This is a genomic window from Pseudomonas sp. 01L34 (genome assembly GCF_056400265.1).
The window spans coordinates 613,286-638,247 of record NZ_JBFTSX010000002.1 but is presented as its reverse complement, the minus strand read 5'-3'; the positions used below and the strand labels follow the sequence as shown (position 1 = coordinate 638,247).

Here is a 24,962-nt window from a genome sequence, read left to right as displayed (position 1 = left end):
GGAGTTTATCAGGATTGGGCTTGCGGGGCTCAGGTGAGTCTAGCGGAGGTAGTTGAGAGCGAGTGAAAACAGGAACGGAAGGGGTTGAGTGACTTGCAACAAAGAGCCATCGATATACGGACACCCCTGTAAGTTAATACGTGGTGTTCGCGTAATTACTTAGTGAGGTCAGTACTAAGTAGTAGCTAATTTTTTAACGTATGAGGCGAGCTCCAATTAATGCCATTGATGCTTGATTTCCTGCCACTGGTCGTCTGACAGCCACTTATCTGCCGCCGGAAAGAAAATATTCTCCTCGGCGTCCATGTGATCGTAATATTTTTTGATGAAGTCATCGATAGTGTCAGCAATTACTCTCGTTTCGTGAGTTGTATCCTTCAGTATCTTCAACTGTCCAGCAATGCGCCCAAATGCATGATGATCTCGCTCGATATCCTTGACCCGTTGGTGGATCGGCGCCTCAGTCGCTAGCAAGGCCAGCCGAATAAGTTCTTCATTTTCATGGTGGTGTCGCTCTGCATCACCATGCAAGGCTTCCAGCATCGTGAACAACAGCTTGCAGTCATCAGTTCCATCGGGTTCATGTCTGATTTTCCTCAGCAACTCTTTGATCTGAGTAATTTTCATAGACACTTCGTGATGATAGGTCAGAAGCTCTTTCAACAAAACGTTCATGTCAAATCCTCGTCACGACACCAGATCATCACAGAAATATGTTTTTTAACCAGTCACTCCAAAAGACGCCTGAATTTCAATAATTTCAATATCTTGTTAAGCGCACTCGCTGACACTGTTCAATCTTTTTAGTATAGGCGAGCACAAAGCTCCCACCCCGGGAAATTTTCCGCCTTTGGAAAAAATTGAAATATCGAGTGTATGTTTATATGCACTATCTGATCTGCCGGATCTGCGCCCGCGAAAACGGAATGAGAAAGCAGCGCCCAAATCGATGCGGTGGCAGCTGTGCGCGGGTCTGCAAGACCGGGAAACCAGGAACCCGGCAGACCCGAAGGTCTCCCGCACAAAGCCGCCATTGAGCAGGTGTGTCGCTTCAGAAAAAACAAGGATGCTGAACCAACGCTGTCGCTCAGCAATGTTTCATCAAGTTGGGCAGGCTCGCGGCATAGGATGACCACCTAAGACCGTGCTGCCTCACCTCCAGCCCACAGGAAACAACAAGATGATCTCGAACCTCTTCAAAGCCATGCTGATCACCGGTGCTTTGCTCTTGAGCGCCTGTTCGGGTGTGAGCACCAGTTCCTGCTTTTCAGAAGGCTGCCAACAATTCGATGGCCATAACCCCAACAAGGTGAACTTTGGTGGGAGCGCGATCGGCAACAGCTTTAATGAGTACAGCTCGGGCTTGCTGCACGACTAAGGAATGACGCAACGGCTGGGGTGTTTTCGCCGTTGCGTGATTTACCTGATGAACCGCGTGTTCTGATTTTACGACTGCTGCGCAGCCGAACGCAGGCTGCGCCAGCTGCTACGGGGAATGGACTAACGGGCTATTTAGCCTCTGGCACCGCAATCCACTGACCGAGGATTTTCTGGTAATTCCCCGTCACCTTGGCCAAATGCAGCCACTGATCGACATACATCTTCCAGCTGATGTCATCCCGCGGCAGCAGATATGCCTTCTCCCCATACTGCATGTATTGCGTCGGGTTGACCGCGCACAACCCCGGTTTGAGTTTCTGCTGATACAGCGCTTCCGACGCATCGGTGATCATCACGTCAGCCTTCTTGTCCAGCAGTTCCTGGAAGATGGTCACGTTGTCGTGCAGCTGCAATTGCGCCTTGGGCAGGAAGGCGTGGACGAAGGCTTCGTTGGTGCCGCCGGCCGGTTCGACCAGGCGAACCGAAGGCTGGTTGATTTGTTCGAGGGTCTGGTATTTCGCCTGATCTTCGCAGCGCACCAGCGGGATTTTGCCGTCGACGTCCACGGTGGTGCTGAAGAAGGCTTTTTTCTGGCGTTCCAGGGTGACGGAGATGCCGCCGACGCCGATGTCGCATTTGCCCGCGAGCATGTCGGGCATCAGGGTTTTCCAGGTGGTCTGGACCCACTCGACCTTCACGCCCAGGCTGTCGGCCAGCGAGCGGGCCATGGCGATGTCGATGCCCGAGTATTCGCCGTCTTCACCTTTGAAGGTATAGGGTTTGTAGTCGCCTGTGGTGCAAACGCGCAGTTGGCTTTGTTGCAGGACGGTGTCCAGGTGCGAAGGGCTTTGCTCTGCCTGAGCGCCGCAGGATAGCGCCAGCAGGCCACTGAGCAGCAATGTGCTTTTTATGGTTTTCATTGTTATCGGGCTTTTGTGATGGAGTGGGGGGCAAGGCTGGATCAGTGTAGTGAAACCGCTTCCTGGCTGTCAGCAATGTGCTCAGTCAATCACGGCCCGGCGCAGGCGCAAGGCATTGAACACCACAGAGGCAGAGCTCACGCTCATGGCCAGTGCCGCCACCAACGGGGACAGCAAATGCCCGGTCAACGGGTAGAACAACCCGGCGGCGAGGGGGATACCCATGGCGTTGTAGGCCAGGGCAAAGGCAAGGTTCTGGTGCATGTTGCGCACGGTTGCCACCGACAGGTTGCGGGCATGCAGAATGCCGAGCAGGTCGCCCTTGACCAGGGTGACTTGAGCGCTGTTCATCGCGACATCGGTGCCAGTGCCCATGGCGATACCGACATCGGCACGGGCCAGGGCCGGGGCATCGTTGATGCCGTCGCCGGCCATTGCCACTCGGTGCCCGCGCTCCTGCAATGCGGCGGCCAGGCGTTCCTTGTCCTGTGGCTTGACCTCGCCGTGGACTTCTTCGATACCCAGTTGGCGGGCGACGGCACGGGCAGTGGTGAGGCCGTCTCCGGTCGCCATGATCACCCGCACGCCATCGGCCTGCAGGCGTTCGACAGCGAGCCGGGTGGTGGGTTTGATCGGGTCGGCGACGGCGAGCAACCCCGCGAGCACGCCATCCACGGCCAGGTACATGATGCTGGTTCCGTCGCTGCGCAGTTGCTCGGCTTGAGGTTGCAAGGCTTCCAGGGCGATGCCGGCTTCTGCCATCAGGGCGGTGTTGCCCAGTTGAACACGGTGCCCGTCGACCTGGCCGCGCACGCCGATCCCTGACGCCGACTCGAACGTCTGCGCTGTGCTCAACACCAAGCCATTGGCGCGTGCATGTTCGACGATGGCGTGGGCCAACGGGTGCTCGCTGCCCTGGTCGAGGCTGGCGGCCAGGCGCAGCACCTCGTCAGCACTGTAGCCAGGCGCAGGTTCGACGCTGTGAAACGCCGGGCGGCCTTCGGTGAGGGTGCCGGTCTTGTCCACGATCAGGGTGTCGATTTTGCGCAGGTTTTCGATCGCCGCCGCATCCCGAAAGAGCACGCCGCTGCTGGCCGCCTTGCCGGTGGCGACCATCACCGACATCGGTGTGGCCAGGCCGAGGGCACACGGGCAGGCGATGATCAGCACCGCCACTGCATTGATGAGGCCGAACACCCAGCTCGGTTGCGGCCCCCACAACCCCCAGCCGACAAAAGTCAGGACGGCAATGGCGATCACCACCATGACGAAGTAGCCAGCAATCACGTCCGCCAGGCGTTGCATCGGTGCTTTGGAGCGTTGTGCCTGGACCACCATCTGCACAATTTGCGCAAGCACGGTGGCTGAGCCCACCTTCTGCGCCTGCATCACCAGGCTGCCGTGGGTATTGAGGGTGGCGCCGATCAGCCCGTCACCAGGGCGTTTCATCACGGGGACCGGCTCGCCTGTGAGCATGGACTCGTCCACCGCGCTTTCTCCCTGCAACACCACACCATCGACCGGGACCTTCTCGCCGGGGCGCACGCGCAAGGTGTCGCCGCTGTGCACATGGCTCAGTGCAATGTCTGTTTCGCTGCCGTCGGTGTTGATCCGGCGCGCAGTCTTGGGCGCCAGGCCGAGCAGTGATTTGATCGCGGCCGAGGTTTGCGAGCGCGCCTTGAGTTCCAGCATCTGTCCGAGCAGCGTCAGGGAAATAATGACCGCCGCTGCTTCGTAGTACACGCCAACCCGGCCGTCCATCATGAAGGTGGCTGGAAACAGGCCGGGTGTCAGGGTGGCGGCAAGGCTATAGAGGAAGGCCGCCGCGGTGCCGAGGCCGATCAGCGTCCACATGTTGGGGCTGCGCTGGATGACCGAACGGGCGCCGCGCACATAGAACGGCCAGCCGGCCCAAAGCACGACGGGCGTGGCGAGCACCAGTTCGACCAGGTTCTGTGTGGCGCCGTGAAACAGGCTCAAGCCATGGCTGCCCATCGCCAGTGCGGTCACCGCCAGAGTCAGAGGAAGGGTCCACCAGAAGCGCCGGGAAAAGTCCGCGAGCTCAGGGTTGTCCGATTCCTCCAGTTCGGGCAACACCGGCTCAAGGGTCATGCCGCACTTGGGGCATGTACCCGGACTGTGCTGGCGGATCTCCGGGTGCATGGGGCAGGTGTACTCTTTTTCGGTCGTCGGCTCCGCCGCCTGCTGCGCCAAAGCAGGTGATTTGAGGTGATCGAGATGGCGATGCATGGGTCAGTGTCTGCCGTGGTGATGCCCGAACAGGTGCATCAGCGGGCACAGCAATAGAATCAGATAGGGCAAAAGCGGGTAGATATGACCGTAATGCTCGCGGGCCAGGTAGAACAGTCCGATCACCAGCAGCATGCCTAGCGCGATGCCGGGTTTGCTGCGCCAGAATGAGGTGGCTGGAGGTGTCGAGGGGTTTGAGTGGTTCATGTGACGCGCTCCGTTCTGACGAAAATCTTCCGGGGTGTCGTCCGGCTATGCCGGCCAATGCCAACCGCCTACGACGGGGGCTATGGCGCGATGCTTATTGGCCCATCGGCATCTTCATCATCATGGATTGCTGATCCATCATTTTCATCATCATGTCCATCATCGCCGTATCCGAGCTGCCCTTGCCACCGGACATGCCCATGCCCATCCCCATACCTCTGCAATTGTCGTGCAGCATGCCGAGGCTTGTTCTCATCGTAGTCATGGCTTCCTGCATGGCTGCCCGGCGTTCGGCCGGGGTTTTGGCGGCGATCATTTTGTCGTGGGCCGCCTGCATTTTCTTCATCTGTTCGCTCATGGCCTTGTCTTGCATGGGCGTGGCTTGGGTTGCGTCCTCGGAGGGGGCGGCGGGCGTTGTTTCGGGGTATTCGGCAGCCAGCGTCAGCAATGGGCTGCTCATGACCAGTGCGGCCAGGAGGGACTTGACGTAGATGTGCATGGCGATCTCCACATTGATAACGCGGATCGGCAGCGTCGGATGGCTGCGGACCAAGGTATGTTGTGTTCCCGTTAGAGGGAGTGATCTTGAACTTACGCCACGGTCGCAGGGCGTTGTTGATCCATATCAAACGACGTCCACAGAGGTTTGTTGTGCTGCCAGGGTGACATTCCAATGGCTGATACGTGTCAGGCAAGGCCCGACACGTATCCCTCTATATGAGTTGTTTATCCACAAGCCACGGACTTCGAACTCTTAAGGTGAGCTTCAATCGAGTTGCTAGCAGAGTGGACTCTTACTCCCTTGAGTTTATCGAGTGGCGGGTCTTTCCAAAGTTTTGATGCGTCGATGGGAAGGATGACCTGTATAGCAGCCCCTTGGGGCGGATCAGCAACAAAATCGAAGTCCTGAATGCCGTCCGGTGGGAACTGGATATAGACCCGTGGCTCCAGTCTCGGGTTTGTCCATCCACCAGAATTCACCAGGCCAATTGCCGATATGTGTAGCTGCGGTGGGTTTGATTTAAGTATTTTTAAGTCGACATCCACTACTTTCATCACGTCAGCCATTTTCGAACTCCTTTCGATAATTGCGCCGCTTTTTTTCACCTTGGCGCTTGGGTGTCAACCCTTAAGCCTTTGCGCCCTTTAATGATTGAGCGACGCGTCAGCCTATTGTCTTAAAACTATCTGAAACTAGGCGAAGGACACTCTCCGGGTGCTGGGACGTGCGGTTTTGTTTTCATAGAAAGAGTCGAGCTTAGCTTTGCTGATCGTTTCTTCTGCATACAGAATTTCAGCCATCTGGGCTCGTTTTAGCTCTTCGGCGGTTCCGATGAACGCAACTTTGTGCTCGCCATCGTAGCCTCTGACTGACGCTGTATACCCTTCAATGGTGCAGTTATGGTATTCACGTTTCCTCATTGCATCCTTGAATTGTTCGGCGAAGGATTTTGTATCACCCAAACCCAGTGCGCTATGGCATCCGAATATCTTGATTTTTCCCGCATAGCTCTTATTAAGTCCAAATAACACGTCAAAGAATCTTGCCAGTTCTTTGGCGTTGACGGTTTGACCTTTGCCTTTTTCTTCCGAGGACATAAGCACGGAGCTTCCCGGTTCACAATGGCCCAGGACGTAAATTCGATCTCCGTCTCCAATCAGTGTTCTAATAAAACTAACAAGCTGCTCGGCGGCGGGGCCACCGGACACCAGGCAGCCTTTGCTTATGTATTTAGAGATGATTGCCGAAGTTTTTTGTGTCTTGCTCGGGTGTTCCTTTTCTTCCTCATCGTCATCTCTTAATCTTTTTATTCCATCTTCTTTGAAAGAAGGAGATGAATTTTTTGAATCGCTTTCCGAGGGTGGGGGCATTATTTTTTTGGACTTTTCTTTCCAGGCATCAAGCCAGCTTCTAGATATTTCGTCGTAATCCGCTGATTCCTTTGCATTAAAGGGGTTCACCAACGCTAAATTGTAAGCCATCCCGATTTCGCTCCCTGATGTCGAGTGCCCACAGCGGTAAATGCCGCCTCTGACTGTTGACGGTAGTAGGGGATTTTCACCTAGGCAAATAAAGGAGGGCACCGGACGTCGGGGAAGGCGACCTCTTTTGTTACGCGCCTTCTAAAGGTACTTGTGCCCCTACAATTCGCCCATTTTCATCTCCGGACTCAACGTCCCCAACCAGGCCACCAATCCCACGATCAACACCGCCGCTGCCAATTCCACCACCACGCTGCGCCGCAACGCATTGGCGGCGACCGTGTATTGCCCGTCCCGCAACGACCGCTCCAGAAACGGCCCGAGGTGAAACCGGTTCAACGCGGCGAGCACCAGCATGCCGGCAAACAGCACCACTTTGATGAACAGCAGAATCCCGTAAGTGCTGAGAAACACCTCGTCCAGCTTCGGCCCAACGATGAACAGATAATTCACCACCCCCGTCACCGTGATGACCACGACGATGGCCGCGCCAATCGCCTCAAACCGATTAACCGCGCGGGCCAGCAACCTGAGGCGCGCTTCGGTTTGCAGGGCGTTGATCTTCGCCATCAACGCAAACGCCAGCAACGCGCCAAGCCAAGCCCCCGCCGCCAGCAGGTGCAGAATGTCCACCGCGAAATGCCAAAAGCGACGATTGCCTTCATCCATCGCCCCATGTCCGCTCCAGGCCAGGCTGGCGAGGGCGACAGCACCGGCAAAAGCCGCGACCCATAAACTGAAACCAGATGCACGGAGCATCACCGCTAAGCCAGCGATCACCAGCGCAACAATGCGAACCCCCCAAGCCAAGCCGACATCCGTCTCAAACAGCATCATTTCGATGTGCGGACGCAGCTCGGCGAAGTCCGTTTCACCGCTCATGGCGCTCGCCATCATCACCATGCTGGCGACGGACAACACCGCGCCCAGCACTGCCGTCCCCGCCAGCATCGAGCGGAATGGCAGCACCGCCCCGGACATCCGTTCCTGACCTTTAAGGCTGTACAGCCCAAAAAGCGCTACCCCGAACAACAGCATCAAATCCACATACAACGCAAACCGCAGGGCAATGCCGACCGAGTCGCTCATCAATCACTTCACTTTGAACGTAACGTTGCCGGTGATCGGGTGAGTGTCCGAAGACACGGCGCGCCATTCGACTTTGTAGCTGCCGGTGGGCAGGGGCGAGAGCGGGGTGATGACCATTGTTTTCGGGTCGCTGCCGCCGGAGACCTTGGCTTTCATCGGCATGGGGGAATGGGCCATGCCGGGCATTTCGGTCATGACCAGTTTGGCGCCGGAGAATTGGGTCATGAGGTTTTCGGAGAAGTGCAGCTCGATGTTGCTGGGCGCTGCGCCGTCCGCGCCTTCGGTTGGAGTGGAGGAGAGCAGTTTCGGGTGGGCTTGAGCCAGTGCGCTCATGAGCAGCCCGGTGGAAAGTGCGATGGCGACAGCGGTGGTTTTGATGGTGCGCATGCAAGGCCTCTTACCGCTTTAAGCGGTTGGTTTTTAGGTTTTTGAGTTGAAGTGTTTAGAACCACAGCCGAACACCGACGACCAGTCGGGCTTCGCTGCGGTCCTCGCCTTCGTCCCTGGCGTAATCGGCGGTTTTGCCGTAGGTGCGGTTCCAGGTCACGCCGATGTAGGGCGCGAATTCCCGGCGGATTTCATAGCGCAGGCGCAGGCCGGCTTCGGTGCTGGACAACCCGGAGCCGATGCCCCGTTGCGGGTCGTTTTTGCCGTAGACGTTGAGCTCGGCGGTCGGCTGCAGAATCAGCCGGTTGGTGAGCAGGATGTCGTAGTCGCCTTCAAGGCGTGCAGCGGTCTGACCGCCTTCGCCGATGAACGCGGTGGCCTCGGTTTCGAAGTTGTACAGGGCCATGCCTTGCACGCCGAACGCGGCCCAGGTTTGCGGGGCGCCGGGTTTGAAGTCCTGGCGCACGCCGGTCACCACGTCCCACCATGGGCTGATCGCGTGACCCCAGAGGGCCTGGACCTCGGCGTCTTCGGTTTTGCCATTGACGCGTTCGCCTTCGGAGCGCAGCCACAGGCGATCGATGTCGCCGCCGATCCAGCCGGACAGATCCCACGCCAATGCGCTGCCGTTATCGGCGTCCTGCCATTCGAGTTTGTCGGCGAGGAAGTAATAGTTGAGCGCACTGTCGTGCATGTCATGGCCGGCGGGGCTGACGAAAACGGCGGCACGGTCGGCGTCGGTCAATGCCGGGATCGGCGTGCGGCTTTGGGTCGGCGCGGCGGGCTGCATTTGCCCGTAATCCTCGCTCTGCATCTGGCTGTGGTCCATGCCCGGCATCTGGCTATGGTCCATGCCCTGCATGTTGTCGGTGGCGGCCATGGCCGAAGAGAGCGTCAGGCCCATGGTGACGAGGGTCAAAGTGATCGGAGTGAGTCTGGTCATGGGTAGCGCCTTATTCTTCCACACGAACTTCACGGAACATGCCCATTTCCATGTGGTACAGGAGATGGCAGTGGTAGGCCCAGCGGCCGAGCGCATCGGCAGTGACCCGATAGCTGCGCTTTGATCCTGGCGGCATGTCGATGGTGTGTTTGCGTACCATGAACTGGCCGTTCTCGTCTTCGAGGTCGCTCCACATGCCGTGCAAATGAATGGGGTGAGTCATCATCGTGTCGTTGACCAGCACCACTCGAACCCGCTCGCCGTACTTGAGTCGCACGGGTTCGGCATCAGAGAACTTCACGCCGTTGAACGACCAGGCGAACTTCTCCATGTGGCCGGTCAGGTGCAGTTCGATGGTGCGGCCGGGCTCGCGGCCGTCCGGGTCTTCGAAGGTGCTGCGCAGGTCGGAGTAGGTCAGCACACGACGGCCGTTGTTGCGCAGGCCGATGCCCGGGTCGTCGAGTTTTGGCGTGGTGCTCATGGCTTGCATGTCCACCAGCGGGTTGTTTTTTTCCGTGTCGGGATGGGATTGCATTCCGGCCATGCCACCCATGGCCATGCTGCTGTGATCCATTCCGGCCATGCTGTCCATGCCCTGCATGTCGCCGCCGTCCATGCCCTGCATGTCACCACCGTTCATGCCTTGCATGGCACCGTGGTCCATCCCCGCCATGTCACCGCCCATGCTGCCGTGATCCATGCCGCCCATGCCCATGTCATCCATGGTCAGCAGCGGTCGCGGATCCAGCGCTGGAATCGGCGCCGACAACCCTGCCTTCACCGCCAGGGTGCCTCGCGCATAACCCGTTCGATCCATCGATTGGGCGAACAGCGTGTAGGCGTCCTGGGTCGGCTCGACAATTACATCGAACGTCTCCGCCACCGCGATGCGGAACTCGTCGACGCTCACCGGTTTGACGTGTTGGCCATCCGCCGCGACCACGGTCATTTTCAAGCCCGGGATACGCACGTCGAAATAGGTCATGGACGAGCCGTTGATAAAACGCAGGCGCAGCTTTTCGCCGGGACGGAATAGGCCAGTCCAGTTCATGTTCGGCGCCTGGCCGTTCATCAAGTAGGTGTAAGTGGCACCGCTGACGTCCGCCAGGTCGGTGGGGTTCATCTTCATCTCGGCCCACATCTTGCGATCGGCCACCGTCGAGCCCCAGCCTTTCTCGCTGACGTCGTGGATGAAGTCGCCCACAGTGCGTTTGTTGTAGTTGTAGTAGTCCGATTGTTTCTTGAGTTTTTTCATCAGGCCGACGGCGTCTTCGTCGGTCCAGTCGGTGAGCATCACCACGTAGTCGCGGTCGTACTGGAACGGCTCCGGCTCCTTGGCGTCGATCACCAACGGCCCGTAAACCCCGGACTGTTCCTGAAAGCCCGAATGGCTGTGGTACCAGTAAGTGCCGTTCTGCCGGACCTTGAACTGGTAGACGTACATGCCGTCCGGTTCGATCCCGTGAAAACTCAGGCCCGGCACGCCGTCCATGTTGGCCGGCAGCAAAATGCCGTGCCAGTGAATCGACGTGCTGTCCTTGAGTTTGTTTTTCACCCGCAGCGTGACGGTGTCGCCTTCACGCCAGCGCAGCAGGGGGCCGGGAATGCCGCCGTTGATGGTCATCGCGGTTCGAGGGTTGCCGGTGATGTTGACCGGGGATTCGCCAATGAACAGGTCGAAGTCGGTACCGGCCAGCACATTCGGTTGGCCGGGGCTGGTGACCGCCCAGACTGGCGTGCGCCACAGCCCGAGGCCAGCGAGCACCCCGCCAGCGGCCAGGCCCTTCACAAAGGTGCGTCTTGAGGTGTTGGAATGCATGCCGTTTTATCCCGTCCGTCAGCCTGATGAAGCCCTCAGGTCCATCCTGAGCGGAAGGAAGAGAACTCAATGGGGAGGAGGCTAACGGGCGGTGCCTTTCAGCAGGCTGAGGCCAAGATTACAGTTTTGACAGTTTCACGCGGTGTTCAAGGACTGCTATTGGACCTGGACGAATCCGCCACGGTGGCGTTACCGCAATTGATATACGAAGAAGACTTCAACCAACGCTGATCCGGGTAGTAAGAAAATAACAACTGCCCATCCTTCATTGAGTCGATCAGCCGATGTGCAATCGCAGGCCTCACCGCCGGGCAGCCGAGACTTCTGCCAATCCGGCCATTGGCCCGCGCCAGGGCAGGGCTGACGTAAGGCGCGCCGTGAATGACGATCGCCCGTTCGAAGGCGTTGTCGTTAAAACCCGGTTCCAGGCCTTCCATGCGCAGGGAATAACCGTTCTGCCCGACATAGCTGGATTGGGTGCGGTACAAGCCCAGGCTGGTGGCGTAGCTGGCATTCTGATTGGAGAATTGGCTGGCCATGTTCTCGCCACTGTTGCGACCGTGGGCGACCAGTTCATGGAACAACAATTTGCGTTGTTTAAGGTCGAATACCCAAAGACGTTGCACCGTCGAGGGCAGGGAATAATCGATCACTGCGAGTCTCTGCACCGGGGACGTGCCTTGGGCCCGGCTGCATTGGGAGGCGCGAACGGCCAAGGCAATGACTTTGGCGTTGGCATCGGGGGCCGCTTTGACCAAGGCAGCTTCAAGCGAATCGGCGTAGGCTGCCGGTAATGAAAAAAAAGCAGTCAGCAGCAGGGCCGTCATTAAGCAGCCAAAGCGGTGTGGGGCCATATGCAAGTCTCATCTGAATATTTCGAGTCTAGCAGCGCGCACGACGCTAGCCGGTTGAAAACGGAAGATTAAGGATTATCCATGGCGCAGTTAACAAGGTTATTCGTCATAAGCCGCATATTTTTTATGGGCTTTCTGATAAGCGGCACTGCGATCGCGCAAACTTCGCCGATTGAGCCGGTATCTCCCGTTAGCAGTGTGGCCGAAGCGGCTCCCGGTGATTATGTCGGCCAAGCGATTCAGGCGGAGTTGGCGCCATTGAGTTCGGCGTTTCCGCCGCTGCTCACCTCGCCGCGTCATCAACGGGTCGATGTGAACCGAGTCGTGCTGGATTTTTATAGCCATCGTGGCTATCGCGCCGCCTGGACGGACGATGACGATGTCGCCCAGTTGTTGAAAAGCCTGGGTGATACCCAGGCCGATGGCCTGAACCCCGCGGATTTCCGGATCGCCGAGTTGGCCGAGGCCCACACGCTGATGCAGACAACCTCCCCAACCCCCGGGCAACGGGCAGCCTTTGATATCTCCGCCACCCGGACGTTCATCACGGCGCTGCTGCAGTTGCGGCGCGGCAAGGTCGACCCTTCGCGGTTGGACATCCACTGGAACTTCGACCCCGCTGGCGTCGATCCTCGGGAGGACGTCAATAAGTTTTTTGCCGCCCTCGATAGCCATGACATTGCGCGCGCCTTTGCCCAGGCGCCGCCCCAAGAAGCGGTTTACGGCACGTTGCGCCATGGCCTGGCGCAACTGCGCAAGGTTCGTGATCGGGGTGGCTGGCCAAAGATCCCGGAAGGGCAGACGCTCAGGCCCGGCATGGACGACGCCTCGGTTGCTCTACTGCGTACGCGTTTGGCGGCGGGCGGTTATCTCGCCGCGCAAGGAACTGCTCGCACCGACTACGACGACGCCGTCACCGCGGCGGTGAAGAAGTTTCAGACTGAGCAATACCTTGGGGCGGACGGTGTAGCGGGGCCGGCGACACTCACGGAGCTGAATGTACCGGTCGAGGCGCGAATCGATCAGGTGCGGGTGAACATGGAGCGGGCGCGATGGCTGCTGTACAAGCTTCAGGGCACCTTCGTCGTGGTCGATATCGCCGGGTATAAAGTCGCGTTCTATCGCGATGGCAAACCGATCTGGCGCTCACGGGTGCAGGTCGGTAAACCGTTTCGCAGCACGCCGATTTTTCAATCCGCGATCACCTACGTCACGTTCAACCCCACCTGGACCGTACCACCGACGATTCTGCTCAAGGACATGCTTCCGAAGATTCGCGACAATCCTGGTTACCTTGAGGCAAGCCGGATTCGCGTGATCGATCGAGATGGCAATGTGCTTGATCCGTCCACTGTCGATTGGGACAACCCGCGCGGTCTCACCTTGCGGCAGGATGCGGGGTCGGATAACTCGCTGGGGCAGGTAGTGATTCGTTTTCCCAATGAGTATTCGATTTATCTGCACGACACGCCGCATCGAGATTTGTTCGCGAAATCCAATCGCGCGACCAGCTCCGGCTGTATTCGGGTAGAAAACCCGCTGCAATTGGTGGAGCTGTTGTTCAACGATCCGGTTCACTGGAACAGCGAAGGGATTCAAAAACAGTTAGCCAACGGCAAGACAGAGAACATCAGGCTCCCGGTGAAAGTGCCGGTGCTGTTGGCCTACTGGACGGTGGACCTGAGTCTTGATGGGCGCGTGACATTCAAGCCCGATGTGTATGGCTATGACTCCCCGGTATTGCGGGCGTTGAATCTGCCTTCGGAGCGGCCGGCGCTGGACGGGAGGCGAACGGCGCCTCCCTCGGTGGCAGCGGAGCAGAGCAAGTTGTAGGCCTTAAAGCCCCAAGCCTTCCTGCACGGCCAGCAGCAAATTGTGTTCCGTCAGCGCGATCGCATCCGGTTGTTGTCCGGATTGTTCGCTCGCCTGGAGCCACCACTGCGTCTCGCCGTGTTCGTTCACGGTTCGTAACAAGGCGAGCTCCTTGCCTGTCGAGTGGATTTCGATCCGCCCGGCACCGTCGACGGTGAGGCGCGCGACGGGATCGAAGGTGATGCCGTGGTGGTTGCCTTCGATCAGCAGTTGGTCGATGGCGTAATCGTAAGTCGCGCCGTCCGGCGCACTCTCGAATACATGGGTGGAATTGCGTCGCAGCTTCAGGCCCACCTCGATCAGTGGTTGCAGCCAGGCTTCGATCTGGTGATACAGCTCGTAGACCTGGGCGGGCCAGCTGTCGATGGCTTGATCGGCGATGGTCGCGTCGGCACTGGTTTGCCGGGATTGTTTAAGCTTCGCGGCGAGCTCGTCTACCTTACTCATTTCGATTTCCTGTCGTGATGTCAGTTAATCGTAGCTTCTTCAAGGTCATGTGGTTTTGCCTTGCGTCATGGAATTAAAACACAACCATTTATCCCTCAATCCTCTGTTTATCCCGCACAACCCCGTAGACTACGCTCAAAAAAATAGGGGCTTTGGGCCGTTGCCCATGTCTTACCCTTTTCCAGGACTCACTTTTGCCTATCCCCATTCACGATCCGCAGCACGCGTCCGGCGGTGCCTTGAAGCGACTGCCTTTGCTCAAGGCTGCGGTGCTGTTCATTGCGGCGGTATGCCTTTGTCTCTGTGGGCTGCTTTACCTGCAACTGGAGCAGTCGCGTCGGCATGACCTGGCGTTGGCCGAGGTGTCGTCGTCGAACCTGACCCGGGCCATGGCGCAGCAGGCCGAAGACACGTTCATGAAGGCCGATCTGGTACTGACCAGTCTGGTGGACTGGATTCAGGCTGAAGGTTTCGACGCTGCCCAGACGCCACGCCTGCAGAAAACCTTCGCCCGGCGGGTGCAGGCGCTGCATCAGTTGCACGGGATATTTCTGTTCGACAGGCAGGGGCAATGGGCCGTGACGTCGTTCGAGGATCTACCCCGCGGGGCTGGTGTGGCGGATCGCGAGTATTTCAGGTTTCACCAGCAAAACATCTCAACCCTGGCGCACATCGGCCCGGCCATTCGTAGTCGGGAAAATGGCGAGTGGATCATTCCGGTTTCCAGGCGGATAAACGATCAGAGCGGTCATTTCCAGGGTGTGTTGCTGGCCGGGATCAAGATGTCGTACTTCGATCAGTTCTTCAAAAGCTTCAGCCTCGACGACAACGGCGCGATGTTTTTGGCATTGACCGATGGAACACTGCTGGCGCGGCGGCCGTTTGTGGAATCGCAGATCGGCAGGTCATTGGCTAAGGGCGAGATTTTTCAGAAACTCTTGCCCAACGCCACGTCCGGCAACGCCATGATCGACTCAGTGGTGGATGGCATCCCTCGGCTGTATGGCTATCGTCAGCTCGATGCCTATCCGGTGGTGGTCGCGGCGGCATCCTCCAAAGACGCAGTCCTCAAGGACTGGTACGACACGGCGATTCAATCCGGTGTGATCGTCGCTCTGGTTGTCCTCGGCGTGGGGTTGTTCGGTTGGGTGTTCATTCATCAGGTTCGCGCGGGCGAGCGCATCGAGGCGGATTTGCGCGAGGCGCAGAAAACCCTGGAACTGATCGCCACCCACGACAGCCTGACCGGGTTGGCCAACCGCCGCTTGTTCGAACGGGCGCTGGAGAAAGAGTTCGGGCGCGGTGCCCGGCGGTCGAGTTCGCTGGGCCTGATCATGCTCGATATCGATTACTTCAAGCGCTACAACGACACTTACGGTCATGTGGCCGGGGACCATTGCCTGGCTGAAGTGGCGCGGGCCCTGAAGAGTTGCTGTCACCGCAAAGCCGATCTGGCGGTGCGCTACGGCGGTGAAGAGTTCGCGGTGTTGCTGCCGGACACCGACATTCATGGAGCACTGACGATCGCCGAGCAAATCCGCCGCAGCGTCATGGACAAAAACATCACCCACAGCGGTTCGCCCACGGGCTATCTGACGGTCAGTCTTGGCTGTTATTCGTTTGTGCCGACGGCGCACGACAGCACCGAAGTGTTGATCAAGCGCGCGGATGCGGCGCTGTACCAGGCCAAGCATTCAGGGCGAAATCGCTCGGCGGTGTTGTCGATGGAAGGGGGCGTCGAGGCGCTGATGCGCTCGGATCGATGACGCTTTCCACCATGGCTGGGGGGGGAAACGATGCACACTATGTAGCAGCTGCCGAAGGCTGCGTTCGGCTGCGGAGCAGTCGTGAATCCGGCTAATGCGATCTGCCAGATGTACCGCGATCTCTCTGATTTTACGACTGCTCCGCAGCCGAACGCAGCCTTCGGCAGCTGCTACAGTCCAGGAGCGATGATCGGGCATGCCTGCTATGGTCAGTGCAGAGAGCCTGGCTGTCACACCTGACCGACCGGCCCACCGGTCTCATTCCGATCGAGCAATCGATTGACAGGATCAAGTGCATGGATTTGTCTGCCGTTACCACCGCTGCACCTGCGCGCCATACCCCGATTACCCGCAACCTGATGTTGGTGGTCGGTCTGTTGTTTGTGGTTGGGGTGCTGATCGCGCTGATCGCCCTGTTCAGTATTGCCGGGCGGCTCGATGCCGAGGACCTGGCCAAGACCACGTTTTATACCCAGCGCGCGCTGGAAAACCGCATTACCGCCACGAAAAACTACATTGCCAGTTATGCCAACTGGACGTCGGCCTATGATCACCTGAACGGCGAGGTCGATGTGGAATGGGCCTACGTCGAGCAGAACCTGGGTAAGACCCTGTTCACCATGGACCACTACGAGGGTGTTTTCGTGGTCGATCCCCAGCGAACAAAATACGCCGTGGTGCGTGGGCTTCAGGTGCAGGACGAGGCGGCGGCCTATCTGTCGACCTCGATGGCGACGCTCATTGACGAGGTTCAGGGTCAGGAGAACCTCATCAAACCCGTCAGCCACTACACCTTGTTCGAGGGCAAACCCGCGCTGCTGTCGGCCGCCGCGATTGTGCCCAATGACGAACGCCCGGCGGTCGATCCCAAAAGCACTTCGGTGCTTATATACGTTGACCAGCTGAACCCTGAAAAGCTCAGCGCCTTGAGCGTCGATTACGGTTTGCACGACTTGAGCCTGACGCCCGACAACGTCATCGCTCCCGGTCAGCCCGCTATTGCCCTCGCTGGCACCGGTTACAGTCTGGTCTCCCGGCTCCAGCGGCCGGGTCATCAATTGCTCTGGTCGCTGTTGCCACCACTGGGCGGGGCGCTGCTGGTTCTGGCGTTGTTGACCGCTTATTTCTTTCGCTATGTCCTGCGCACGTCGGGGCATGTGGATGCCAGTTACACCTGCCTCGATTTGTCGAATCAGGCGCTGGAGGCCAGTGAAGAGCGTTTTCGTGCGGTGGCCGAGGCCGCGTCCGACTGGATCTGGGAAATCGACGACCAGCATTGCATCACGTATCTGTCGGGGCGCTTCAGCACCGTCACCGGGTTCTCCGATCAGCAGTGGCTGGGGCAGAACATCGGGCAATTGCTCCTTTGCGATACAACGTCGTTGTCACTGTGGCTGAACAAACTCGATGAAGAGCAAGCCGTCAGCCATTTGCGCTGTTCCTACCGCGATCAATCGGGGCAACAGCGGGTCTGTCGGGTGTCGGCACGGCCGATTCAGCGCAAGAGCGCGGTGCTGGGCTATCGCGGGACGGCCAGCGACATCACCGACGAAGTCGCCGCCCATGCGCAGATCCAGCATCTGTCGTTGCACGACGCCCTGACCGGCCTGCCGAACCGCAACAAACTGGCGCGTTTTCTCGATGAGGCGCTGGCACTGAAAGAGCAGTCGACGGCGCTGACGTTGTTGATGATCGAGCTGGATAACTTCAAGCCGATCAACGATTCCCTCGGCCACCCGGCCGGCGATGCAGTATTGCTGGAAGTCGCCACCCGTTTGCGCGAGAGCACACGAGAAATTGATCTGGTCGCCCGACTGGGGGGCGACGAGTTCGTGCTGGTGCTCCATGGCATGGACAGCCACGCGGAAATCGACCGGTTTTGCGAGCGCTTGCTCGACAGCCTGCATCAGCCGATTCACTACGACCATCACTCGCTGCACATCGGCGCGAGCATCGGTATCGCCTTGAGTCGGCGCCAGGGGCATATTCCACAGGAGCTGATTCGCTGTGCCGATATCGCGTTGTATCAGGCCAAATCCGATGGCAAGAAGACCTGGTGCTATTTTGCCGCGCACATGAACGATCAGATCCAGCATCGCCGGCAACTGGAAACCGACCTGCGTCGGGCGATCAAGAACAACGAATTCGTGATGCATTACCAGCCGCGTTATCACGTCGATGGCAAGCGCATCGTCTCGGTCGAAGCGCTGCTGCGCTGGCAGCATCCAGTGCAAGGCTTGTTGAGTCCCGACGCGTTTATCCCGCTGGCCGAGCAAACCGATCTGATCGTGCCATTGGGCCGCTGGGTGCTACGCGAGGCGTGCGAGACCGCTCTGACCTGGCCCGGTGCGATGATGGTGTCGGTCAACCTGTCACCGGTTCAATTCGCCCGTAGCGATGTGATCGAGGACGTGCGCGAAGCGTTGATCCAGACCCGCTTGCCCGCCAGTCGGCTGGAGCTGGAGATCACTGAAAACGTGATGCTCATCGACGTCGATGGCGCCTTGGCGACCATGAATGCGCTCAAGGAGTTGGGCGTGCGCCTGAACATGGACGACTTCGGCACCGGTTATTCCTCGCTGGGTTACTTGCGCACGTACCCGTTCGACGGGATCAAGATCGACAAACGCTTTATTTCGTCCATGAGCAGCGGCAGCAATGATCGCGCCGTGGTGCAGGCGATCATCAACCTGGGCAAGGCGATGGGCCTGACCGTCACTGCAGAAGGTGTCGAGACGCTGGAGCAACTGGACTTCCTGATCTCGGATCAGTGTCATGAAGTGCAGGGTTTTTACCTCAGTCGTCCGGTGGACAGGTATGCACTTCTGCCGTTGCTCAAGGTCTCGCAGGAAGACTTTGCACAGCAGGGCGCGCACCTTTAGTCGCCTGTTACGTACGCCACGGCAACTGCCGTGGCGCCCCCCGGTCACAATGGGATACCGCCCATCCGTTGCGAGCGTCGGACCATGAACAACCTGAAAATCGCCACCTTCAACGTCAACGGCATGCGTGCACGCCTGCCCAATCTACTGGCGTGGCTGGCGCGGGAGCAGCCAGACATCGCCTGCCTGCAGGAACTCAAATCGGTGGACGGGGCATTCCCTGCCGCTGAGCTGGAGGCGGCCGGTTATGGCGCTATCTGGCAGGGCCAGGCGGCGTGGAACGGGGTGGCGATTCTGGCGCGCGATGCGCAACCGCTGGAGCGTCGGCGTGGTCTGCCGGGCGATGACAGTGACACCCATAGCCGCTACATCGAAGCGGCCGTGCACGGGGTTCTGGTGGGGTGTCTGTACTTGCCCAACGGCAATCCGCAGCCGGGGCCGAAGTTCGATTACAAACTGGCGTGGTTCGAGCGGCTGATCTCGTACGCCAAGGACCTGCAAGGCAGCGACCATCCGGTGGTGCTGGCCGGCGACTACAACGTGGTGCCCACCGATATGGACATCTACAACCCACGCTCCTGGCTCAAGGACGCGCTGCTGCAACCCGAGAGTCGTGCGTGTTATCAGCGTCTGCTGGATCAGGGCTGGACTGATTCCCTGCGCCATCTGTATCCAGAGGAGCGGATCTACACCTTCTGGGACTACTTCCGGCAGCACTGGCAGAAAAACTCGGGACTGCGCATCGATCATCTGCTGCTCAATCAGGCAGCGAGTCCTTATCTGCGAGAGGCCGGCGTCGACGCCTGGGTTCGCAACGAGTCTCATGCCAGCGATCACGCGCCGACGTGGATTCGATTGGGTTCACGCAAACGGCGATAGTTTTGGCGTGAGCGGCGATTGGCGAAATCAATTATCGGCCCGAGCACTTTTTCCCTTATACATGGCGGCCATCGGCGGAGCGATCCGCGGGCTCCATGCATAAGGATTGAGCGATGAGCGAACCACGACTGACAAATCTTGCGCTGTACCTGCAACGCCTGGGTTTCGACGCGCCCCCGGCGCCGACCCTGGAAACCCTGCGTCAATTGCAGTTGCGCCACACCGGTGCTTTTCCGTTCGAAAACCTCACCACGCTGTTAGGGCAACCGGTACTCATCGACCTGCCGTCCATCGAGCAGAAAGTCCTGCACGACGGCCGTGGCGGTTACTGCTACGAACTCAACAACCTGTTCCTGGCCTTGCTGCAGACGCTGGGTTTCGAGGCGCGCGGCATCACCGGTCGCGTGGTCATGAACCAGCCCGAAGGCGCATGGACCGCACGCACTCACCGCTTGAGCCTGGTGATCCTTGACGGCGTGCGCTACATCACCGACGTCGGCTTCGGCGGCATGGTGCCCACCGCACCGCTGATCCTCGACACCGAGGACGAACAGCTCACTCCCCACGAACCCTATCGCATCGAACAGCATGCAGACGGTTACACCCTGCGTGCCAACGTCGGCGGTGAATGGCGGGCGATGTACATCTTCGATCTGCAACGTCAGGAAGACATCGATTACACCCTCGGTAACTGGTACGTCTCGGCTCATCCTGAATCGCCCTTCGTCAAACAATTGATGGTGGCGCGGACGGGGGAGGGATGGCGACGCACGCTGAACAATGGCAGTTTTGCCATTCACCGCTTGGGCAGTGAGAGCGAGCGGCGGCAGGTGACGGATGTGGATGAGTTGATCGGGTTGCTGGAACGTGAGTTCGACATTCGGGTGCCAGCGAAGGAGGCGTTGGAGCCGGTGCTGGAGCGGTTGATCGAGCCGGTGCCGCAGGCAAACTGAGCACCACGCGAAGGGCGGATCTGATCAATCCGCCCTTTTTTATTTGGCCGACTCAAGCGGTTTGTGTCTAGGAACGAACTTCTAGCTCCATCACGTGATGGATTTCGCTGAGGGCCTCTGACAATTTTTTCTCCAGGCTTTTCAGCTCCGAGGCGGTTATGCCTTTTTTGAAATGCCCGACGTTTGTACCTGCGGCGTTCTCATCGGGCTTCGCCGCTTTACCTTTATCGCTGAGCAACACCTGGCGCAAAGTATTGTTGATCACTGTCTGGTAGCCATACCCCTCGTTTTCTGCCAGAGCGCGTGCAGCCTCTATGACGACATCGTCGAGCATGATGGTGATTCGGGTCTTGCCTTTGCTTGTGGCAATTGCTCCACGCTTGGCGTTGCTGAAGTCGTATTCGTCTTTCATCGTTCAAGCCTCCAAATAGTGGCGACGCTCGCCTTTGGTGGCGATGCGTGCGGAAATGATTCGCACGAAATTCGGGTCGCGCCAGGTGTACGCAACGACCAGCAAGCGACCTTTGGCATCCAGCCCCATGATGATCCACCGCTGCTCATCATGATGGTTGTCCTGAAAAGTCAGGGCTCGTTCGTCATAAAACACCGGTTCTGTCTCTGCGAGGCTGATGCCTTGATGTTTTAGTTTGTTGGCCGCGTTCTTTGCCCTGTGATACTGAATCTCGAATGACTTTATTATGCATACTTTATATGTATAAGCGAGGAGGCGTCCGTGCCGGCGGTCGCTTGGAAAGCAAAAGATTAGCGGTGAGGAGGGATAGGGGCGCAGGGATGTATTTCAAGACGTTTGGGGTTGGAGGCGCTATGGCCAAAGGGTGGCGTGGACAAGTGTCCATAATCTGACTGGGCAGTTGTATACAACTCTATAGACAGTTGTCCTGAGTATTGAATACAGTGTGCGCATAACAAAAACCAGGGACCCCCCCAACCATGAAAACGCCCCATGTTTCACACCAACGGCCCGAGGACGAAAACCTTGGGATCGGCGCGAATATGGCTTATGGCCTGCAACACGTTCTGACCATGTACGGCGGTATCGTCGCGGTGCCTTTGATCATCGGCCAGGCGGCCGGGCTCTCGCCGGCAGACATCGGTTTGTTGATTGCTGCTTCATTGTTTGCAGGGGGGCTGGCGACATTGCTGCAAACCCTGGGTTTGCCGTTTTTCGGTTGTCAGTTGCCGCTGGTGCAGGGCGTGTCGTTCTCCGGCGTTGCGACCATGGTCGCGATAGTCAGCAGTGGCGGGGAGGGTGGCTTTCAGTCGATTCTCGGGGCGGTGATTGCCGCGTCGTTGATCGGTTTGCTGATCACGCCGGTGTTCTCAAGGATTACCAAGTTCTTTCCACCGCTGGTGACGGGCATTGTGATCACCACTATCGGCTTGACGCTGATGCCGGTGGCCGCGCGCTGGGCCATGGGTGGTAATAGCCATGCGCCGGATTTCGGCAGCATGGCGAACATCGGTCTGGCGGCGATGACGCTGGTGCTGGTGTTGCTATTGAGCAAGATCGGCAGCGCGACCATTTCCCGTTTGTCGATCCTCCTGGCGATGGTCATCGGCACGGTCATCGCTGTGTTCCTCGGCATGGCGGATTTCTCGTCCGTTACCCAAGGGCCGATGTTCGGCTTTCCGGCGCCGTTCCATTTCGGCATGCCGACCTTCCACTTCGCCGCGATCCTGTCGATGTGCATCGTGATCATGGTGACCCTGGTGGAAACCTCGGCCGATATCCTCGCCGTCGGTGAAATCATCGGCACCAAGGTCGACTCAAAACGCCTGGGCAACGGTTTGCGTGCAGACATGCTGTCGAGCATGATCGCGCCAATCTTCGGCTCCTTCACTCAAAGCGCCTTCGCCCAGAACGTCGGGCTGGTGGCGGTCACCGGGATCAAGAGCCGCTTCGTGGTGGCCACGGGTGGTGTGTTTCTGGTGGTGCTCGGATTGCTGCCGTTCATGGGCCGGGTCATTGCCGCCGTGCCGACCTCGGTGCTCGGCGGCGCCGGCATCGTGTTGTTCGGTACCGTCGCCGCCAGCGGCATTCGGACGCTGTCCAAGGTCGACTACCGCAACAACGTCAACCTGATCATCGTCGCCACTTCCATCGGTTTCGGCATGATCCCTATCGCCGCCCCGAACTTCTACGACCACTTTCCCAGCTGGTTCTCGACGATCTTCCACTCGGGCATCAGCTCCTCGGCGATCATGGCCATCGTGCTGAACCTGACCTTCAACCACCTCACGGCCGGCAACTCGGACCAGCAATCGGTATTTGCCGCCGGTACTGAACGAGTCCTGCGTTATCAAGACCTGGCGGCGCTGCGGGAAGGGGACTACTTCAGCGAAGGTAAACTGCGCGACTGCGACGGGAATGAGATTCCGGTGGTGGAGATGGACCATGGGCACGCCGATTTGCGAGCGGTGCATGTGAAAAGCAGTGAGCATGTCTAAAGATAGATAGTCAAAAGATTGCGGTCTGCGATCTTTTGACTTTATGGCATGCACAAAAAAGCCCCTGAACCTTTCGATTCAGGGGCTTTTCGATTTTGCTGTATGGCGCACGACCTAGACTCGAATAGAACAATAAGCATCTGTTTTGCAATGAAATTATGCTGATTTTTTAAAATTTATATCCCTACGATCATCCTAATCAAGCCCGTATTTTAGCGTATAAGAAAGCCGTAAAAACTCACCCCCGCGCCGCGCAGACAATCACCTCAACCAACAACTTCGGATCAGCGAGTTTCGCCTCGCCACAAGCACGGGCCGGAGCATGATCCACTGGTATCCAAGCATCCCATACGGCGTTCATCGCCTCAAAGTCTGCCATGTCGGCAAGCCAGATGGTTGTTTGCAGCAGTAGAGTCCTGGAGGAGCCGGCTTCCTCAAGCAAGGCATCCACCCGCGCCAGAGCATCGCGGGTCTGATCGGCAATGTTGTGCCGGGGATCGCCCACTTGTCCGGCCAGGTACACGGTGTTGTTGTGGATGACGATCTGGCTCATGCGTTTGTTAGTATGTTTGCGTTCGATTGTTTGCATCAACTGCTCTCCTGTGGAAAGGCGCCGCTCAGAAGCGTTGCACTGAAAAACTATCCAGCCACCGGGGCGCCTTGCCAGCGACACAGTCGGCGACCAACTGGCCGGTTGCGCCGGCAAGGGTCAGGCCCAAGTGCTGATGGCCGAAGGCGTAGATCAATCGCGGTTCGTTCGGCGACGGGCCAATGACCGGCAACGAGTCGGGCAAGGAAGGGCGGAAGCCGAGCCATTTGCGCGCGACCGGTTGGGTCAGGCCCATGACGCAGCGCACGTGACGCTCCAGATAATCGAAGCGCTTGGGATTGGCTGGGTCGTCGATTGAACCGAGTTCCACCGTGCCCGCCACCCTCAGGCGTCCGGCCATGGGCGTCATGTAAAACGCGCTTTCCACCGGGCAGCAGGGGCGGTTGAGTAAGGTGTCTTGCAAGTCGAATTCGATGTGATAACCGCGCTCGGTATCCAGCGGGATGTGATCCCCGACCTGGCGTGCCAGCCCCGCAGACCAGGCGCCACCGCACAGCACAACCCTGTCGGCGCGGTAGGTCTGACCTTCGGCGCTGCGCAGGTGTAGGCCATCGGCCTGGCGTTGCACACCGGTGATCGTTGCCTGATGCAATGCGCCTTCGGCAATCAACGGCGCGGCCAGCGCTTCAATGAAGGCTCGCGGGTCATCCATGTGGGACGACTCGGGAAACAGAATGCCCGCCACCGATTTGCCCGCGAGGGCTGGCTCCAGTTGATCCACTTCGGCCGAGCTCAATACCTGTTGCGCGATGCCCAGGGATCGGCGCAACTCGATGGCCGCTTGCGCACCGGCGAAACCTTGCTCTGTGCCGTAGGCATAGAGGCAACCGTTGTGACGCAAATGCTGATCAGCCTGCGGGCAGTCGGTGAGCAACGGCGCATAACCGCTGTAGGTGTGCTGGAGTATTTTGGTCAGGGCCAGGGTGTTGGCTTCACAGCGTGAAGCGCGACATTCATTGAGAAATCGCAACAGCCACGGCATCAGCCGGGGCAGGCGCGCCCAGTTGATGACGAAGGGCGACTCCTGCGAAAACAGCAACGATGGAATCGCTTTCAACAACGATGGCTGGGCAATCGGCATCACGCCGTAAGGTGCCAGCGTACCGGCATTGCCGTAGGACGCACCGCTGGCAATCGCGTCGCGCTCGAGCAACAACACCTGGTAACCCTGGCGGCGTAGCCAGAGTGCGGTCGCCACCCCGACAACACCTGCGCCGATAACGGCAATTTCGCAATGAACTGGCTGTGTCAT

At 58.6% G+C, this 24,962-nt stretch carries 24 protein-coding genes; 7 read left to right on the top strand and 17 right to left on the bottom strand.

Going from position 1 to position 24,962, the window contains the following annotated elements; genetic code table 11:
* Positions 1-216: 216 nt before the first annotated feature.
* Positions 217-675: a hemerythrin domain-containing protein gene (locus tag AC1DQM_RS07475; RefSeq protein WP_477745937.1), complete on the bottom strand. Its 459-nt coding sequence runs from the start codon at positions 673-675 to the stop codon at positions 217-219.
* A gap of 505 nt (positions 676-1,180) precedes the next feature.
* On the opposite strand from AC1DQM_RS07475, the gene AC1DQM_RS07470 reads away from it, so the two are divergent.
* Positions 1,181-1,378 (top strand): hypothetical protein, encoded by a 198-nt coding sequence (locus AC1DQM_RS07470; RefSeq protein WP_019582096.1) that lies wholly within the window; start codon positions 1,181-1,183, stop codon positions 1,376-1,378.
* 130 nt (positions 1,379-1,508) lie between these two features.
* Here the strand turns inward: AC1DQM_RS07470 and AC1DQM_RS07465 are convergent, their stop codons facing one another.
* The 11 genes from AC1DQM_RS07465 to AC1DQM_RS07415 form a co-directional block, all read right to left on the bottom strand.
* Complete coding sequence (locus tag AC1DQM_RS07465; protein ID WP_477745936.1) at positions 1,509-2,300, bottom strand: transporter substrate-binding domain-containing protein; 792 nt, start codon at positions 2,298-2,300, stop codon at positions 1,509-1,511.
* Between the two features lie 81 nt (positions 2,301-2,381).
* On the bottom strand, positions 2,382-4,463 hold the full coding sequence (locus AC1DQM_RS07460; RefSeq protein WP_245220349.1) for a copper-transporting P-type ATPase: 2,082 nt from the start codon (positions 4,461-4,463) through the stop codon (positions 2,382-2,384).
* A 90-nt stretch (positions 4,464-4,553) separates the two neighbouring features.
* Positions 4,554-4,757 (bottom strand): DUF2933 domain-containing protein, encoded by a 204-nt coding sequence (locus tag AC1DQM_RS07455; protein WP_018928127.1) that lies wholly within the window; start codon positions 4,755-4,757, stop codon positions 4,554-4,556.
* 94 nt (positions 4,758-4,851) lie between these two features.
* Positions 4,852-5,256 carry a hypothetical protein gene (locus AC1DQM_RS07450; protein WP_064616971.1) on the bottom strand — a complete coding sequence of 135 codons (405 nt, stop codon included), beginning with the start codon at positions 5,254-5,256 and terminating at the stop codon, positions 4,852-4,854.
* Positions 5,257-5,483: 227 nt separating this feature from the next.
* A complete protein-coding gene (locus tag AC1DQM_RS07445) occupies positions 5,484-5,825 on the bottom strand; it encodes a hypothetical protein (RefSeq protein ID WP_018928125.1) in 342 nt (113 codons plus the stop codon).
* A gap of 126 nt (positions 5,826-5,951) precedes the next feature.
* Positions 5,952-6,740: a hypothetical protein gene (locus AC1DQM_RS07440; RefSeq protein WP_477745935.1), complete on the bottom strand. Its 789-nt coding sequence runs from the start codon at positions 6,738-6,740 to the stop codon at positions 5,952-5,954.
* A 159-nt stretch (positions 6,741-6,899) separates the two neighbouring features.
* Positions 6,900-7,829 (bottom strand): copper homeostasis membrane protein CopD, encoded by a 930-nt coding sequence (copD, locus tag AC1DQM_RS07435; RefSeq protein WP_018928123.1) that lies wholly within the window; start codon positions 7,827-7,829, stop codon positions 6,900-6,902.
* Positions 7,830-7,832: 3 nt separating this feature from the next.
* The gene (gene copC, locus AC1DQM_RS07430; RefSeq protein ID WP_018928122.1) at positions 7,833-8,216 is read right to left on the bottom strand and encodes a copper homeostasis periplasmic binding protein CopC; all 384 of its coding nucleotides are present in this window, start codon (positions 8,214-8,216) and stop codon (positions 7,833-7,835) included.
* 55 nt (positions 8,217-8,271) lie between these two features.
* Entirely contained in the window at positions 8,272-9,159 is an 888-nt protein-coding gene (locus AC1DQM_RS07425) for a copper resistance protein B (RefSeq protein ID WP_018928121.1), read from the bottom strand.
* A gap of 10 nt (positions 9,160-9,169) precedes the next feature.
* Positions 9,170-10,978: a copper resistance system multicopper oxidase gene (locus tag AC1DQM_RS07420; protein WP_477745934.1), complete on the bottom strand. Its 1,809-nt coding sequence runs from the start codon at positions 10,976-10,978 to the stop codon at positions 9,170-9,172.
* Positions 10,979-11,124: 146 nt separating this feature from the next.
* Positions 11,125-11,832 (bottom strand): murein L,D-transpeptidase catalytic domain family protein, encoded by a 708-nt coding sequence (locus tag AC1DQM_RS07415; protein ID WP_018928119.1) that lies wholly within the window; start codon positions 11,830-11,832, stop codon positions 11,125-11,127.
* An 81-nt stretch (positions 11,833-11,913) separates the two neighbouring features.
* Here AC1DQM_RS07415 and AC1DQM_RS07410 point away from each other — a divergent pair, with 81 nt between their 5' ends.
* Positions 11,914-13,665 (top strand): L,D-transpeptidase family protein, encoded by a 1,752-nt coding sequence (locus AC1DQM_RS07410; RefSeq protein ID WP_477745933.1) that lies wholly within the window; start codon positions 11,914-11,916, stop codon positions 13,663-13,665.
* Positions 13,666-13,668: 3 nt separating this feature from the next.
* Here AC1DQM_RS07410 and AC1DQM_RS07405 read toward each other — a convergent pair whose 3' ends face one another.
* Entirely contained in the window at positions 13,669-14,151 is a 483-nt protein-coding gene (locus AC1DQM_RS07405) for a hypothetical protein (RefSeq protein WP_064616977.1), read from the bottom strand.
* A gap of 194 nt (positions 14,152-14,345) precedes the next feature.
* Between AC1DQM_RS07405 and AC1DQM_RS07400 the strand changes: the two genes are divergently transcribed.
* The 4 genes from AC1DQM_RS07400 (at position 14,346) to AC1DQM_RS07385 (ending at position 20,631) form a co-directional block, all read left to right on the top strand.
* Complete coding sequence (locus AC1DQM_RS07400) at positions 14,346-15,917, top strand: sensor domain-containing diguanylate cyclase (RefSeq protein ID WP_064616978.1); 1,572 nt, start codon at positions 14,346-14,348, stop codon at positions 15,915-15,917.
* 296 nt (positions 15,918-16,213) lie between these two features.
* Positions 16,214-18,799, top strand: coding sequence for a bifunctional diguanylate cyclase/phosphodiesterase (locus tag AC1DQM_RS07395; protein ID WP_477745932.1), 2,586 nt, complete (start codon positions 16,214-16,216; stop codon positions 18,797-18,799).
* A gap of 84 nt (positions 18,800-18,883) precedes the next feature.
* The gene (xth, locus tag AC1DQM_RS07390; protein WP_477744429.1) at positions 18,884-19,678 is read left to right on the top strand and encodes an exodeoxyribonuclease III; all 795 of its coding nucleotides are present in this window, start codon (positions 18,884-18,886) and stop codon (positions 19,676-19,678) included.
* A 113-nt stretch (positions 19,679-19,791) separates the two neighbouring features.
* A complete protein-coding gene (locus AC1DQM_RS07385; RefSeq protein WP_457326959.1) occupies positions 19,792-20,631 on the top strand; it encodes an arylamine N-acetyltransferase family protein in 840 nt (279 codons plus the stop codon).
* 67 nt (positions 20,632-20,698) lie between these two features.
* Here the strand turns inward: AC1DQM_RS07385 and AC1DQM_RS07380 are convergent, their stop codons facing one another.
* Positions 20,699-21,043, bottom strand: coding sequence for a BrnA antitoxin family protein (locus AC1DQM_RS07380; RefSeq protein ID WP_018928112.1), 345 nt, complete (start codon positions 21,041-21,043; stop codon positions 20,699-20,701).
* Positions 21,044-21,046: 3 nt separating this feature from the next.
* Complete coding sequence (locus AC1DQM_RS07375) at positions 21,047-21,328, bottom strand: BrnT family toxin (RefSeq protein ID WP_477744452.1); 282 nt, start codon at positions 21,326-21,328, stop codon at positions 21,047-21,049.
* 254 nt (positions 21,329-21,582) lie between these two features.
* On the opposite strand from AC1DQM_RS07375, the gene AC1DQM_RS07370 reads away from it, so the two are divergent.
* Positions 21,583-23,100 carry a nucleobase:cation symporter-2 family protein gene (locus AC1DQM_RS07370; protein ID WP_477745931.1) on the top strand — a complete coding sequence of 506 codons (1,518 nt, stop codon included), beginning with the start codon at positions 21,583-21,585 and terminating at the stop codon, positions 23,098-23,100.
* A gap of 238 nt (positions 23,101-23,338) precedes the next feature.
* On the opposite strand, the gene AC1DQM_RS07365 is transcribed toward AC1DQM_RS07370, so the two are convergent.
* Together AC1DQM_RS07365 and AC1DQM_RS07360 are read right to left on the bottom strand one after the other, a co-directional pair.
* The gene (locus AC1DQM_RS07365; RefSeq protein ID WP_477745930.1) at positions 23,339-23,689 is read right to left on the bottom strand and encodes a RidA family protein; all 351 of its coding nucleotides are present in this window, start codon (positions 23,687-23,689) and stop codon (positions 23,339-23,341) included.
* Positions 23,690-23,717: 28 nt separating this feature from the next.
* Positions 23,718-24,962 carry an NAD(P)/FAD-dependent oxidoreductase gene (locus AC1DQM_RS07360; RefSeq protein ID WP_477745929.1) on the bottom strand — a complete coding sequence of 415 codons (1,245 nt, stop codon included), beginning with the start codon at positions 24,960-24,962 and terminating at the stop codon, positions 23,718-23,720.

Excerpts from the sequence above, each read along its gene's own strand:
- copD (WP_018928123.1), bottom strand. The coding sequence starts at position 7,829 with ATGAGCGACTCGGTCGGCATTGCCCTGCGGTTTGCGTTGTATGTGGAT.
- AC1DQM_RS07365 (WP_477745930.1), bottom strand. The coding sequence starts at position 23,689 with ATGCAAACAATCGAACGCAAACATACTAACAAACGCATGAGCCAGATC.
- AC1DQM_RS07385 (WP_457326959.1), top strand. The coding sequence starts at position 19,792 with ATGAGCGAACCACGACTGACAAATCTTGCGCTGTACCTGCAACGCCTG.
- AC1DQM_RS07455 (WP_018928127.1), bottom strand. The coding sequence starts at position 4,757 with ATGAACCACTCAAACCCCTCGACACCTCCAGCCACCTCATTCTGGCGC.
- AC1DQM_RS07395 (WP_477745932.1), top strand. The coding sequence starts at position 16,214 with ATGGATTTGTCTGCCGTTACCACCGCTGCACCTGCGCGCCATACCCCG.
- AC1DQM_RS07425 (WP_018928121.1), bottom strand. The coding sequence starts at position 9,159 with ATGACCAGACTCACTCCGATCACTTTGACCCTCGTCACCATGGGCCTG.
- AC1DQM_RS07445 (WP_018928125.1), bottom strand. The coding sequence starts at position 5,825 with ATGGCTGACGTGATGAAAGTAGTGGATGTCGACTTAAAAATACTTAAA.
- AC1DQM_RS07415 (WP_018928119.1), bottom strand. The coding sequence starts at position 11,832 with ATGGCCCCACACCGCTTTGGCTGCTTAATGACGGCCCTGCTGCTGACT.
- AC1DQM_RS07405 (WP_064616977.1), bottom strand. The coding sequence starts at position 14,151 with ATGAGTAAGGTAGACGAGCTCGCCGCGAAGCTTAAACAATCCCGGCAA.
- AC1DQM_RS07380 (WP_018928112.1), bottom strand. The coding sequence starts at position 21,043 with ATGAAAGACGAATACGACTTCAGCAACGCCAAGCGTGGAGCAATTGCC.
- AC1DQM_RS07465 (WP_477745936.1), bottom strand. The coding sequence starts at position 2,300 with ATGAAAACCATAAAAAGCACATTGCTGCTCAGTGGCCTGCTGGCGCTA.
- AC1DQM_RS07460 (WP_245220349.1), bottom strand. The coding sequence starts at position 4,463 with ATGCACCCGGAGATCCGCCAGCACAGTCCGGGTACATGCCCCAAGTGC.
- AC1DQM_RS07475 (WP_477745937.1), bottom strand. The coding sequence starts at position 675 with ATGAACGTTTTGTTGAAAGAGCTTCTGACCTATCATCACGAAGTGTCT.
- AC1DQM_RS07370 (WP_477745931.1), top strand. The coding sequence starts at position 21,583 with ATGAAAACGCCCCATGTTTCACACCAACGGCCCGAGGACGAAAACCTT.
- AC1DQM_RS07420 (WP_477745934.1), bottom strand. The coding sequence starts at position 10,978 with ATGCATTCCAACACCTCAAGACGCACCTTTGTGAAGGGCCTGGCCGCT.
- AC1DQM_RS07450 (WP_064616971.1), bottom strand. The coding sequence starts at position 5,256 with ATGCACATCTACGTCAAGTCCCTCCTGGCCGCACTGGTCATGAGCAGC.
- AC1DQM_RS07410 (WP_477745933.1), top strand. The coding sequence starts at position 11,914 with ATGGCGCAGTTAACAAGGTTATTCGTCATAAGCCGCATATTTTTTATG.
- AC1DQM_RS07470 (WP_019582096.1), top strand. The coding sequence starts at position 1,181 with ATGATCTCGAACCTCTTCAAAGCCATGCTGATCACCGGTGCTTTGCTC.
- copC (WP_018928122.1), bottom strand. The coding sequence starts at position 8,216 with ATGCGCACCATCAAAACCACCGCTGTCGCCATCGCACTTTCCACCGGG.
- AC1DQM_RS07360 (WP_477745929.1), bottom strand. The coding sequence starts at position 24,962 with ATGACACAGCCAGTTCATTGCGAAATTGCCGTTATCGGCGCAGGTGTT.
- xth (WP_477744429.1), top strand. The coding sequence starts at position 18,884 with ATGAACAACCTGAAAATCGCCACCTTCAACGTCAACGGCATGCGTGCA.
- AC1DQM_RS07440 (WP_477745935.1), bottom strand. The coding sequence starts at position 6,740 with ATGGCTTACAATTTAGCGTTGGTGAACCCCTTTAATGCAAAGGAATCA.